At 31.7% G+C, this 13033-nt stretch carries 16 protein-coding genes and 2 pseudogenes; 13 read left to right on the top strand and 5 right to left on the bottom strand.

Features of this window, described 5'->3' with window-relative positions; translation table 11 throughout:
- The first annotated feature begins 80 nt into the window (after positions 1 to 80).
- The 8 genes and pseudogenes from MOV50_RS11985 to MOV50_RS11950 all read left to right on the top strand — a co-directional run bounded on the left by MOV50_RS11985 (position 81) and on the right by MOV50_RS11950 (position 6753).
- Positions 81 to 1892 carry a thiamine pyrophosphate-dependent enzyme gene (locus tag MOV50_RS11985; RefSeq protein WP_321778135.1) on the top strand — a complete coding sequence of 604 codons (1812 nt, stop codon included), beginning with the start codon at positions 81 to 83 and terminating at the stop codon, positions 1890 to 1892.
- Positions 1893 to 1907: 15 nt separating this feature from the next.
- Positions 1908 to 2447 (top strand): 2-oxoacid:acceptor oxidoreductase family protein, encoded by a 540-nt coding sequence (locus MOV50_RS11980; RefSeq protein ID WP_321778134.1) that lies wholly within the window; start codon positions 1908 to 1910, stop codon positions 2445 to 2447.
- Complete coding sequence (locus MOV50_RS11975; RefSeq protein WP_321778133.1) at positions 2447 to 3742, top strand: phenylacetate--CoA ligase; 1296 nt, start codon at positions 2447 to 2449, stop codon at positions 3740 to 3742. Before MOV50_RS11980 ends, MOV50_RS11975 begins: the two co-directional genes overlap by 1 nt.
- A gap of 92 nt (positions 3743 to 3834) precedes the next feature.
- Complete coding sequence (locus MOV50_RS11970; protein ID WP_321779673.1) at positions 3835 to 4167, top strand: amino acid-binding protein; 333 nt, start codon at positions 3835 to 3837, stop codon at positions 4165 to 4167.
- Positions 4167 to 4565, top strand: a complete 399-nt coding sequence (locus MOV50_RS11965) for a PaaI family thioesterase (RefSeq protein WP_321778132.1) — start codon at positions 4167 to 4169, stop codon at positions 4563 to 4565. The genes MOV50_RS11970 and MOV50_RS11965 overlap by 1 nt, the downstream gene beginning before the upstream one ends.
- The gene (locus tag MOV50_RS11960; RefSeq protein WP_321778131.1) at positions 4566 to 5015 is read left to right on the top strand and encodes a hypothetical protein; all 450 of its coding nucleotides are present in this window, start codon (positions 4566 to 4568) and stop codon (positions 5013 to 5015) included. It begins immediately after the preceding gene.
- A gap of 54 nt (positions 5016 to 5069) precedes the next feature.
- Positions 5070 to 5964 (top strand): annotated as a pseudogene (gene dapA, locus MOV50_RS11955) (4-hydroxy-tetrahydrodipicolinate synthase).
- Positions 5965 to 5966: 2 nt separating this feature from the next.
- Positions 5967 to 6753: pseudogene (locus MOV50_RS11950) on the top strand (enoyl-ACP reductase).
- 49 nt (positions 6754 to 6802) lie between these two features.
- On the opposite strand, the gene MOV50_RS11945 reads toward MOV50_RS11950, so the two are convergent.
- Complete coding sequence (locus tag MOV50_RS11945) at positions 6803 to 7087, bottom strand: c-type cytochrome (RefSeq protein ID WP_321778130.1); 285 nt, start codon at positions 7085 to 7087, stop codon at positions 6803 to 6805.
- A 308-nt stretch (positions 7088 to 7395) separates the two neighbouring features.
- On the opposite strand from MOV50_RS11945, the gene MOV50_RS11940 reads away from it, so the two are divergent.
- From MOV50_RS11940 to MOV50_RS11925, 4 genes are read left to right on the top strand one after another with little or no spacing between them, the layout of a single operon-like run.
- On the top strand, positions 7396 to 8133 hold the full coding sequence (locus MOV50_RS11940) for a hypothetical protein (RefSeq protein ID WP_321778129.1): 738 nt from the start codon (positions 7396 to 7398) through the stop codon (positions 8131 to 8133).
- A 1-nt stretch (position 8134) separates the two neighbouring features.
- Positions 8135 to 8335, top strand: a complete 201-nt coding sequence (locus MOV50_RS11935; RefSeq protein WP_321778128.1) for a hypothetical protein — start codon at positions 8135 to 8137, stop codon at positions 8333 to 8335.
- Complete coding sequence (locus MOV50_RS11930; protein ID WP_321778127.1) at positions 8336 to 8482, top strand: hypothetical protein; 147 nt, start codon at positions 8336 to 8338, stop codon at positions 8480 to 8482.
- Entirely contained in the window at positions 8483 to 8623 is a 141-nt protein-coding gene (locus MOV50_RS11925; protein WP_321778126.1) for a hypothetical protein, read from the top strand.
- A 22-nt stretch (positions 8624 to 8645) separates the two neighbouring features.
- Here the strand turns inward: MOV50_RS11925 and MOV50_RS11920 are convergent, their stop codons facing one another.
- Complete coding sequence (locus MOV50_RS11920) at positions 8646 to 9479, bottom strand: hypothetical protein (protein ID WP_321778125.1); 834 nt, start codon at positions 9477 to 9479, stop codon at positions 8646 to 8648.
- A gap of 188 nt (positions 9480 to 9667) precedes the next feature.
- Here MOV50_RS11920 and MOV50_RS11915 point away from each other — a divergent pair, with 188 nt between their 5' ends.
- Positions 9668 to 10291 carry a recombinase family protein gene (locus MOV50_RS11915; protein WP_321778124.1) on the top strand — a complete coding sequence of 208 codons (624 nt, stop codon included), beginning with the start codon at positions 9668 to 9670 and terminating at the stop codon, positions 10289 to 10291.
- Here the strand turns inward: MOV50_RS11915 and MOV50_RS11910 are convergent.
- The 3 genes from MOV50_RS11910 to MOV50_RS11900 form a co-directional block, all read right to left on the bottom strand.
- Complete coding sequence (locus tag MOV50_RS11910; protein WP_321778123.1) at positions 10288 to 11151, bottom strand: hypothetical protein; 864 nt, start codon at positions 11149 to 11151, stop codon at positions 10288 to 10290. The genes MOV50_RS11915 and MOV50_RS11910 overlap by 4 nt on opposite strands.
- A 2-nt stretch (positions 11152 to 11153) precedes the next feature.
- Positions 11154 to 11525, bottom strand: coding sequence for a hypothetical protein (locus MOV50_RS11905; RefSeq protein WP_321778122.1), 372 nt, complete (start codon positions 11523 to 11525; stop codon positions 11154 to 11156).
- A gap of 596 nt (positions 11526 to 12121) precedes the next feature.
- Positions 12122 to 13018 carry a hypothetical protein gene (locus MOV50_RS11900; RefSeq protein ID WP_321778121.1) on the bottom strand — a complete coding sequence of 299 codons (897 nt, stop codon included), beginning with the start codon at positions 13016 to 13018 and terminating at the stop codon, positions 12122 to 12124.
- Between the last annotated feature and the right edge of the window lie 15 nt (positions 13019 to 13033).

Here is a 13033-nt window from a genome sequence, read left to right as displayed (position 1 = left end):
TAAGCATAATTTATACAATTATTATGTAAATTAACACAAATATATCTTTTATAGATAAATAATTATAAATGGGAAGATTTATGAAACAAACATTAATGGGAAATGATGCAATTGCTTGGGGAATTGTTCATGCAAATATTGATATGGTTAGTGGCTATCCAGGAACTCCATCTAGTGAGATTCTAACTGAAGTACAAAAAATCAAACACAAACTCAACTTAGACATATATGCAGAGTGGGGAACAAATGAAAAAGTTGGTTTTGAAGTAGCTTACGCAGGTGCAATAGCTGGAAAAAGAACCTGTGCCACAATGAAGCAAGTTGGGCTAAATGTAGCTAGTGATCCACTTATGAGTGCTTCATACATTGGAAATCTTGGTGGTTTTTTACTTATTGCTGCTGATGACCCAGGTTTTCACTCTTCACAAACAGAACAAGATTCTCGTGTATTTGCAAAATTTGCACGCATACCTGTTTTAGACCCAGCAACTCCGCAAGATGCTTATGACTTAACAAAATATGGTATTGAACTATCAGAAAAATTTCAAATTCCTGTTATGCTTCGCCCTGTTATGCGTGTATGTCATGCTCGTGAAATTATAGAAATGGATGATGAAACAAACTTTAAACCAAACAAGGGTGAATTTAAACGAAATATTCCTCGTTGGGGTGCGGTACCTAGAAAAGACAGATTTCCACAAGGTAAAGAACAATTAAATCGCATCGAAGTTATCAAAGAGTATAACTGGGACCATCTTTTAAAATCTGAATTTGATAAATGTGAAGATAAAAAAACTTTAATTATCACAAGTGGAACTGGTTACGGTTTTGTACTAGAAACACTAAGCGACCTTAATCTAGAAGCTGATGTTGTAAAAGTTCTTATGCCATATCCTCTTCCTGTTGAGCAAATGAGAGATAGATTTAAGTCTTATGATAAAGTTTTAGTTGTTGAAGAGCCTTATCCATGTGTTGAAGAACAAATTGCTTCACCTAATGTATATGGTAAAAATACAAACTCGATTCACCAAATAGATGAAATGACTAAAGAAGGAATTTTAAAAGCATTCCAAAATATTGGTTTTTATGATGGTGACAATATCTATGCTACTCCACCTTCACTAGATTTTGAAGTAGAAGCAAGACCTCCAGCACTGTGTCCCGGCTGTCCACATCGTGATGTTTACTATGCAATTACCAAAGTTTTTAAAAAGAAAAAGTCAATCTATCCATCTGATATAGGCTGTTATACACTAGCCCTTGCTCAAGGTGCAATAGATAGTATTCTTTGTATGGGTGCCAGTATTTCTATGGCAAGTGGTTTTTCTATTAGTGACCCAGAAAAAACTGTTGTTGCAACCATAGGAGATGGAACATTCTTTCATTCAGGAATACCTCCACTTATAAATGCTGTATATCAAAACCACAAATTTGTTCTTGTCATACTCGATAACTCAACCATCGCAATGACAGGTCGTCAAACTACACCAGCAAGAGCCAACAAAGAAATCGACATTAAAAAAATCGTTGAAGGTATGGGAATAGATTGTCTTGAACATCATTACTCTTATGAGATGAATGATAATATTGAGTTTTTTAGAAAAGTTAAAGAAGTTCATAAAGACGCTACTGGTCCTACTGTTGTAATAGTAAGAGAGTTCTGTGTATTAGATAGAGAAAGAGTTAATGATTTTATACCAAATATTTTTGCTAAAGTAGATGCTGACCTTTGTGTAGCATGTGACCAATGTACAACTGTATATAAATGTCCTCCTATGAAATACAATGATGATGGTGTTATAGAGATAGACCCTTTCCTGTGTGCAGGTTGTGGTGGTTGTTTGGATATCGTATGTCCAACAGATGCCTTTGTTCAAGATTTTGACTATTAAAAAGAGGTAACTAAGATGAAGTATCAAGTTGTAATAGCAGGTTTTGGTGGTCAAGGCGTTGTATTTTTAGTAAAAGTTTTAGCTATCTGTGCTAGTAATCGTGGAGAAGCATTTTTAGGAACTGAAAACCATGGAATGAGTCAAAGAGGCGGTGCTGTTTCTTGTGACATTAAAATAGGTGGTTTTACTAACCCTGTTATTGATAAAAATCAAGCTGATTTAATGATATCTTTAGAGAAAAATGAAGGTCTTAGAAATGTAGCATTTTTAAAACTAACTGGAACAATGGTTACAAATGCAAGAGTTAAAGATGAGTACCCTACTCTTCCTTTTGCTGGATTTGCAAAGGTAGATGCATTTGATAAGGCTGAAAAAGGAGAGTTCCCTATTCAAGGTTTAAATGTTTATATGCTAGGTATTGCACTAATGACAGATAAAACTTTCCCCTTTAGCATCCAAGAAGTAAAAGATGCTATAACTCAAATGAATGCTAAAGTAGCCGAGCAAAATATAAAAATATTAAATCAAGCGATGGAAGATGCAAAGGAGCTTTAATGCTATGGAATGAAATTGAAGGTGCTCCAAGAGAAAAAATTGAAGAAGTTCAACTTGCAAGACTTCAAGAAACTCTCAAAAGAGTTTATGAACTAACCTCTTTTTATAAAGAAAAATTTGATGAACTTGAACTTACACCTAGTGATATTACAAGCCTAAAAGATATAGAAAAATTACCATTTACAAAAAAACAAGATTTACGAAATCACTACCCATTTGGGCTTTTCACAGTTCCAATGAGTGAAGTAGTAAGAATTCATAGTTCAAGTGGAACAACAGGTAAACCAACTGTTGTAGGTTATACAAAACATGATATGGATGTTTGGAATGAAGTAATGGCAAGAGTTTTTACAATGGCTGGAGCAACTGCTGATGATGTTGTTCATAATGCTTATGGGTATGGACTCTTTACCGGTGGATTAGGTTTTCATAATGGTGCTGAAACTATCGGGGCTACAACTGTTCCTGTAAGTAGTGGTTTTACGGATAGACAAATTTTACTTATGAAAGATTTTAATGCGACTATATTAGCTGCAACTCCATCTTTTGCACTTCATATGTATGAAGCGGCTAAAAAAACAGGTAATGATTATCTTAAAGACTTCAAACTAAAAGCTGGAGTCTTTGGAGCTGAGCCTACAAGTGATGGACTTAAAGAAGAAGTGAGTCGCGTTTGGGGGATTGACTATCACGAAGTTTATGGACTAAGTGAGATAATCGGACCAGGGGTTAGTTCAAGCTGTAAACATTCTAAACTTTTACATATAAATGAAGACCATTTTTATCCTGAGATTGTTGATCATAAAACAGGCGAAGTTTTAGCCGATGGAGAAAGAGGTGAGTTAGTTATAACTTCTCTTACAAAACAAGCTCTTCCTATCATTAGATATCGTACTGGGGACATAACTTCTCTTCATCGCTCCCCATGTGAATGTGGAAGAACTTTGGTGCGTATGGAGTCTATCGTTGGTCGTGTAGATGATATGATAATTGTAAATGGTGTAAATGTTTACCCTTCTCAAGTTGAACATGTCATAGCAAATGCAGAAGGTGTAACTCTAAACTATCAAATCATTGCCGATAAAAAAGGGCATCTTGATAAGATAGATATTTTAGTAGAAGTTAGTGAGGATGTTATGAGTGACTCAATCCCTGAAATGGAAAAAATAAAAAAAGATATTCAACAATCACTTGCAAACAACTTATATATAAACGCAAATGTCAAACTTGTAGAGCCTCGAACTATCGAGAGAAGCATGGGTAAAGCCGTTAGAGTCATAGATAAAAGGGTATAAAATGTCAAACATCATAAAACAACTATCTATCTTTGTAGAAAATAAAAAAGGTGAGTTAAGTGATATAAACTACACTCTTAGCATCCAATAATATATCAATTCATTCGATTAACCTTTCAGATGCCAGTGATTTTGGTATACTTAGGCTAATCGTAGATGACAATGAAAAAGCAAAAACAGTTTTAGAAAAAGAAGGATTTTCTTCTCGATTTACTGATGTTTTTGCAGTTGAAATAAGTGACCATGTTGGTAGTTTCAATAGTGTTATAAAGGCACTTGCAAAAGAAAACATAAACATAGAATATACTTACACTTTGTCAAATGCCAAAATCGGTGCGTTTATCTTTAAAGTTATAGACAAAGAGCTAAAACACGCGATAAAAACACTTCAAAACAATGGTGTAAATCTACTTAGCGAGGTATAATGGATACTAAAGAAATTGATAAAGAAGAGATAGACTTTTTAAAGTATATTGGTGGTGAAGTCCTTGATTTAGGTGATGGTTACGCTCAACTTGGTTTTGATGTAAAACAACATCATAAACAGCACTTTGGTGTAGTTCATGGTGGTGCTATCGCTACTTTAGCTGACCACTGTGGTTGGTATGCTGCTGTTTCTGCTTTAGAAAAAGAACAAACGGCTGTTACTATTGAACTTAAAATAAACTACTTGAAACCTGCAAGAGAACAAGTTCTAACTGCTGAGGCAAGAGTTGTAAACAAGAGTAAGAGAACTGTTTTTACAACTATCGAACTCTTTGCTAAAGATACAATGGTAGCGTACTGTACTGCTACTTATCATATCTTAGTAAAGAAAGACTAGATGCTAAATAACAGAGAGATAAGCCAAAGGTTTGAAGTTCAAGTAAACACTCTTTATAATTGGCAAAAAAGTAAACCAGATCTTTACTCCTACCTAAAACATGCAGACTACAACAAAGAGAGAAACCAAGAGATAAACTTACTTCTTGATTATTATGCTAAAACTATGTCAAAAAATTTTAGTGTTGAAGAAATTCACTACATTATAAACTCAGACATTAACCCTCACACAATCAAAGAAATAGATGATTTTCATAAAATTTTCATAACTCTTGAATCAAAAAATTTATCTATAAAAAGTGACTTTTTACTTAGCATCTATGATAAATTTCATACGATGAATATTATAGAAAAATATATCTTTTATAAAAAAGTTTACCGCATTAGAGAAAAAGAGAGTTCTTACTCAAAAGATAAAATAGAACTCTATTTTGATAAATTTCTAGCATAAAATTAGCACTTTTTTGATATAATTGCGAATAAATAATCATAAGGAGCTAAACAGATGAATATAGTAACAGGTTCTTCAACGGCACTAATTACTCCGTTTAAAAATGGAAAACTAGATGAGCAGTCTTATGCTGCTTTAATTACAAGACAAATAAACAACGGTATGGATGCAGTATGTCCAGTTGGAACGACGGGTGAGAGTGCAACTCTTACAAGTGATGAAGATATCAGATGTATGGAAATTGCAGTTGAAGTTTGTAAAGGTACAAATACTAAAGTATTAGCAGGTGCTGGTAGTAACTCAACAGCAGAAGCAGTAACTATGGCAAAGCGTGCTCAAAAATGTGGTGTAGATGCTATATTTTCAGTGAGTCCTTACTATGTTAAACCATCTCAAGAAGGTCTTTACCAACACTATAAAACCATAGCAGATTCAGTTTCTGACTTACCTTTTATGCTTTATAATGTACCAGGAAGAACAAGTATAGATATATCAGCAGATACAACTATCCGTCTTTTTAATGATGTGAAAAATATCTATGGTGTAAAAGAAGCAACAGGTTCACTAGAGCGTACAGTTGAGCTTCTTTCTCGTTGTCCTGAGCTTAAAGTATTTTCTGGAGATGATGCTATTGACTTTCCTATTTTAGCAAATGGTGGAGCTGGAATCACTTCGGTAACATCAAATCTTATGCCTGATTTAAAAAGTGAGTTAGTAAGACTTGCACTGGCTGGAGATTTTGCAGGAGCAAAAGCGATTAACGATAAACTATATCCTCTTAACTCTGTAATGTTTTGTGAATCAAACCCTGTTCCTATAAAAGCAGCTATGTATATAGCAGGTCTAATAGATACACTAGAATACAGACTTCCTCTTGTACCTCCAAGTGTACAAAATATGAAAAAAAATAGAAGAAGTTATGAAAAATTATGACATCAAAGGACTTTAAGAATGGCTGAAAAAACAATGACTGGAAAAGTTTTATTTATTAGTGGTGGAACTCGTGGTATCGGTAAAGCTATGGTTTATGCCTTTGCAGCAAAAGGCTGTGATGTTGCGTTTACTTACGCTTCAAACGCAGAGATAGCAAGTGAAATAATTGAAGATATCCAGAGTAAATATGGCATAAAATCAAAAGCATATAAGCTAGATATTTTAGAACCTTTAACTTATAAAGATGTTTACAAAGAATTTGATGAAGATTTTGATAGATTAGACTTTTTCATTTCAAATGCTATTATTTCTGGTCGTTCTGTTGTTGGTGGTTTTGCTCCATTTATGCGTCTTAAACCAAAAGGTTTGACAAATATCTATACAGCAACTGTTAGTGCCTTTGTTGTTGGCGCACAAGAAGCTGCAAAAAGAATGGAGTTAACTGGTGGTGGTTCTATAATCTCTATGAGTTCAACTGGTAACCTTGTTTATACTCCAAACTATTCTGGTCATGCAACAAACAAAGCAGCCATAGAAACAATGATAAAATATGCTGCCACTGAACTTGGTGAAAAAGGAATTCGTGTAAATGCTGTAAGTGGTGGTCCAATCGATACAGATGCTCTAAAAGCATTTCCAAATTATGAAGAAGTAAAATCAGAAGTTGTAAAAACGCTCTCCACTTAGTCGTATGGGTAACCCAACGGACTTAACAGGTGCTTGTCTTTTTCTATGTAACAACGAAGCATCTTCTTGGTTAACAGGACAAATCATCGTCGTAGATGGTGGAACTTCTTTTAAATAAACTATAAATGATTTCCACCTTACTTGAGGTGGAAATTTTTCTTTACAAATTATTTTCCAATTTTCTCAGCAATTGCATTTATATCAGCTTCTGATAAATTTTTTGAATGTTCAACCATCATTGCTTTCATAGCTCCTCCATATGTACCATCTTGGTAACCTTTCATAGATGCAACGATATCTGCTTTAGTCATATCTTTAATTACCTTACTTTTACCACCAAGAGCTGCTCTCTCTCCAGCTTTACCATGACAAACTACACAGCCTTTATAAGCATCTGCCATAAGTACTGAACTTAAAGATAATGCCATTAAAAGTAAACTTAATTTTTTCATTTTTTTTCCTAGTATTAATTTATATATTTATTATACAAAAACAAAACTTTATTAATTAAATTTTTGTATAATCTCTAAAAAAAAGAGATAAAAATGAGTGTATTACTAGAATTTGCAATGTTTCTGAAATCTAATTTTTAAAACTTAACTACCTTGCAGTAGGACTTTACAAAGTGAATCCGTTGGAAACCTTGTATTGTTTTTGTGTATCAATAGTGTATCAAAATCTTTCTTAATTCATTTCTTTTTTAAAAACCATGACAATTTGACATATTTTTTTAAGCTTTTAATAAATTTTAGTATAATATATGAAAATCTTAGATTTAAAATTGGATAAAGAATTGGAAGATAAATTTATTAAACTTTTAGAAGCGAATATTAAATCAGAAGAACAATTTCGTGCAGAAGAACTGCATAAAGTTGTATTATCTGCCTTTATTGAAAATAATGCAGAACTTGACAAAAGGTTGTTAAGTCTATCTGTTGGAAGTATTGGATTTCTTTTAGCTTTTTTAATAAATGATTATTCCTTTAAAAATGATTTCTTCTATGGTTTTACATTTTTAGCTTTTTTATTAGCTGTAAGTGGATTTTCATATACAATATATCTTTTATTAGAAATATTGAAATTGAACACTGATTACTATAAATCAATTATTTCGTTCAATATAAAAGGTAATGTTGAACAAAATAAATTAGAATTAAAATTATCTTTGCTAGACACTAAAATGAAGAAATTTGATAAATGTGCGAAAAAGATATTTTTTATTTCAATTTTAATATCTGCATTTTTTATTGTTATGATTACAGCTAATAAAAATATTTTAGAGTATAAAAAAGATAGTGTAATCAACACTCCAAACAAGGAAAACAATATGTCAAATAAAAAAACAGAAGATACTATTAGCATAACTGATAATTTATCCTATGGTATTGAAAGTGCAAGTGGATTAGTTCCAGCTTCTAAAGTGACTAAAACTGTTACAGTCAATAAAGCCACTAAGAGTAAACAAGATTCTAATAATTCAAATAAAAAAGGAAGTTAAAATGTCAAATCAATCTAAAGGTAATACACAGAGTAATAGTCAGATTGCTGTTGCTCAAGATAGTGTCAGTGGCTTATTAAAGTCTTCTCAAACAGTAAGTAGTTCAAAGGGCAACAATGAAAGAAGTGCTTCGGGTTTATTTAGTAGTAGCCAATCTTCAAGCACAAATACTCAAACAAATACTAGTTCAAAAGGAAAATAAATGTCAGAGAAAACAACACTTATTCATACAAAGGTTCCAGGTAAACATATTGCTAACAGTGCAAGTGGTTTAGTAAGATCTTCACAAGGTAATCAAAAAACAAAAGCAGTAAGCTCAAATATAAAAAGTGACTCAAAAGGAAAATAAATGTCAAAAAAAATAACGACAATTCATGTCCCTGATAGCAAGCCTCAGAGTAGTTCAAGTGGTTTGTTTAAATCTTCAAATGGCAATCAAAAAACAAAAGGAACAAGTTCAAGTTCCAAAAGTGGTTCAAAAGGAAAATAAATAGTTTATTTCTAAGCTACCTTTAAGTAAACCCATAATTAGTATAAAAAGCCATGTAAAATGAGCTAAATGCACCTTTCTTATTACTCTTGTTATTATATTCTATCTTTTGTCGTATTTGTACATTTTCAGAGGGTAAGAATAGATAGAGTAAAACCTCTAGTATAGGCTTAATAGTCCATTGAATTTTAAAGCCTTTAGTGTTCTTACTTTTTTTCACATTCAAATAATTTTCATGATAAAAAAAGTCAGCCTTAGAGTAGTTGATATTTTTCTTGTGATACAGATACTTATAAACGGTATGAGGGAGTAAATTATGAGAGTGAGAGATAAATTGCATATTTCTATTTTCTTCAACTCTGAGCCTCTTTCTTGCCATGTCTAAGTCCATAAGTTCGTTATCGGATAACTGCATTCCAAACTCTTTTAAAATATATGAGAAGTATTTAATATGTGTTTTAGTTTTATCTGTTGTTGTAAATGCACATAGTTTTTCATGTAGATTAAATTTAACAAGTGTTTTAATATATGCTTTTTGAATTCTTTTTAAATCTTTGTCATTGTAAAACAGTTGTACATGTAAGTGAGGATTGTTCATACTTTGACCTAATTCGATTACTGCAAATTTATCTATATCTATTTTTAAATTGCTTAATAGCTTTGAAAAGTATCTCTTTATCTCTTGAATGTGTAATAGCTTGTAATAGGCTTCTTTTTTTGGAGTAGTGAATGTAATAAGTGCTTTTTCATTATCCTTGTTTCTATCGCACATAAACAAGTAATTAGACCATACTCTCTTATTTTTAATTCTAATCCGATTGATATATGATTTATACCATTGTGAGAGTTCAGCCATTTCAGAAACCTTAAATTTATTTTAATTTAAGAAAAGTTTAATATATAAAATGGAAAAAATCCTGTGAGCTAATTTAGACGACCGTCAAAGTCCGTCTATTCTGCAATAAGAAGACCTATGGAATAAATAACATTAAATGATTTAATTAAGATAAAATTAAGGTATTAAATTAAAACGAGGTAATTATCATGCAAAAAATCAAATATTATGGCTACTGTAGAGTAAGCACACAATCACAAGAAGTATCTAAACAAACACATTTTTTATTAGAATATGCTCACACTAATAAATTCCAATTTGAAGAAATTTACGAGGTTGTATCTTCAACTCGTAAAACTAAAAAAGAACGAGACATAGACAAACTTTTAGAAAAGTTAAATCATGGAGATTATTTATATATAAGCAAGTTGGATAGACTTGGAAGAAATACTAAAGAGGTTTTAGGAATTATCGAAACATTAAAAGAAAAATCTGTAACACTCAATATATTACGAGATAAGATTATAATTGACCCCAACAAATCAGACCCTCTCACGACTATGTATTTAACTCTGTTGAGTGCATTCGCACAAATGGAGAGAGATTTTATTTCTGAGAGAACAAAGGCAGGGTTAGAGAAAGCAAGAGCCGAGGGTAGATTACTTGGAAAGAAAAAAGGCTCAATAAGTAAGAATACTCAATTTGAGCCACACAAAGCTAAAATATATGAACTTTTAGAACTTGGATTAAGCTATCAAAAAATTGTGAATAATATCGGAGTAGGTTCTAAATCTGCACTTTATAGTTTTGTAAAGCTTAGAAAGAGTGCTTAGGCTCTCTTTAAGTAGAACTGGCTCATGCTAGGTCTAGAATGTCCGAGATTTTCTGTGATAGTCTTCATAAGTTGCTTATATGGTGTATTGTCTTTTACACCTTGTTTATAAGTATCTAAGGTGTGGGTAAACCTCAAACTATGGGGAGTGTACTCTCTATTTGTAACTTTTGAAATATGATTTCGATAGGTGTTTGCATGAGGAATATTTTGTACTGCTTCAATTTTGGCTACTAAGCTATTAGAAATTTCTTTAGGTGCATATAAGCGATTGGCTTTTCCTCTTAAATCTTCAACTAAATTATTCGTTATATATTTGTTTGGCTCTTGAATGATTTTATAAGCTTCTGCAACCCTTAGACCTAGTTTATATTGTACTTCGGCTAAGACTCCAGAGGTGTAATTTTTTTCATATAATTTCTCTATCACTGCATTTACATTTTTTATAGCTCTATTCGTTCTTATAGCAGGTGCAGGAACTAAAGATTTAATCTCTTGTACTTTTGTATCAAAGTAGCTTTTATCAACTCCTAGAGTGATATTCGCTTCACTGAGTCCTTGAACCATTGAAGACCAGCCTCTTACATAATTAATTTGAGATTTCAAGGAAAGACCCTCAATTCTTGAGTTTAAATAACTATTTATATTTTGAGGTGTCATAGTTTTATTGAGTTTATCTGTGAAGCCCATATTTTCAGCGAAAGACTTATACGAACTTAAAAACTCCTCTCTCTTTTTTGCTAAACCTCCACTATGTGTTTTATGGCTATCTTTACCATGCCGACCAACCCCGAAAGCCTCAATTTTTAAAAAGGCACTTTTAATTTGTTTGCTATAATTTCCACCTCGTAAATTAGCCATAATTAAGACCTCTTTATATTGTTACTAGAAATAAATATATCTAATGAAGACCTTGAGATTTTCACCCTATGAGTGATATATAAATAAGAGGATAGTTTAATCGTTCCCATGCCTTGCTTATAGAGTTCTATTATCTCGTCCATATATTTATGAATAATTAAGTTCTTACTCTTATAAGTCTTTTTATTTGCTTCTTCTGCCCACTTGTCAGTAGTAATTTCCTCTAATATGAAGAGACCATTTATAAGTACATTTTTTGTAATTTCTTCTTTTGAGAGAAGATAGTTTTTATATCTCTTCATAAAAGAGTTTAACTCTTCGACGGTTAGACCTAGCAAATTCGCATAAGTGATTAATTTTTGTTCCGTAAACATTGTAATACCTCTTTCATTTTTATTTGAAAATTAATCTAAAAGATTGAACACTTATAGTGTTACTAACACTTTTTATATTCCCGTCTCACATAAATAATCAACTTAGCAAAAATTAATTATTGTGTCCCGACTGAATTTTTAAAACTTACGATTTTTTTAAGATAATCGGCGAAAACTTTTAAGGCTAAGTAAATCTAGGAATTGGAGGAAGTCCACCAGTATATGCACTACAAAAAAGGTTAATAAATAATAAGTGGGTGTAGTTTGTGCATAGGAGTTCGTCAGACTCCAACGGGATTTTAAAAGTGTAGAAAAATAGTTAAATGATAATTGAACATACTCACACCGTAAAAAAACTTAGTTATGTTATATAAAGATAATTCAATTAAATAGTACTAAATGAAAATTTAAAGAGAAAAAATAAGCTTGTATTATTTTGAGAGTATTTTGAGGTGAAAATGATTTTTTTGGGGAGGAGGATAAAGTGCATAAAATAGGGAAATTTTTGTGAATTGTGTCGAAAAAATGTACTTATTCGTGTGACACGGTCTCTCTACATGTTGCACATGAGTAGAGAGACCGTGTCATATAGCTACTTAGTCATTAATGATTTTTGAAATCATAGTTTTCATTGCTTCAATATCTTGAGTATTCAAGCTAGAAGTGCCATTAGGATTTAAAAGGTAATTTACTCCTATTGTATATGTGACTTTTGAACCATTTTTATAAGGATATACTTTTACAGTTAGTGGGTATCTTTTATCTTTGTATTCTAAAGCAAATGCATTTTTCTTAACGATTGTAGAGTTCTCATTTTTATAGCCATTATTCCAAGTGTATTTATTTAGTTTTCTTTCAAAATTGGCATAAATTGAAGAGTCAGAATACTTTGTATTAATATCGCCGTTTACTTCCATATAGCTTGAAAATGTTAAAGGCTTAGATATTTTACTAAACATTTTTTTAGTATCAGCTAATAATGAGCTAGGAGAAGCTACGGGTTTTTGCTTTTTGATACCTAACATAGTTGCTTGTCTATATGTGTAATTTTTAGGAAAAGTAGCAACTAAATCGTAGTTGTTATTAGCTCCAGTTATTTTTATAGGTACTGTAAGTGTAAAATAAGTTACTATTCCATTTTCGTCTTTAAAGCCTTTCTCATATCTACAGCTTCGCCCACGATAATAATTAATTTCTATATTATTATTGATTATTTTCATATCCTTACCGTAGTAATCACTACAATCTGAGTTAAATCTTTTTTTAGTTAAATCTCTAAAAGAGCTACTGTCGTGCATATTTCTGTATATAGAAGAGATAATATCCTCTTTACTTATTTGTGTATCTTGTAAGTTGTCAACATAGTTATATTTCTGTTGAATTGACTGAGTATCATTCGTTTGTATAAGTTGTGGTTTTGGAGAAGCACCACACCCAGTTAAAGCAACAAGTGTTGCAACCATTATTGAACTTTTTAGTAATATGTTTTTCATTTTTTTCCTTTAAAT

Source organism: Sulfurimonas sp. (assembly GCF_029027585.1).
In the GTDB taxonomy this organism is placed as follows: domain Bacteria; phylum Campylobacterota; class Campylobacteria; order Campylobacterales; family Sulfurimonadaceae; genus Sulfurimonas.
This window is presented reverse-complemented; position numbering and strand designations above follow the sequence as displayed.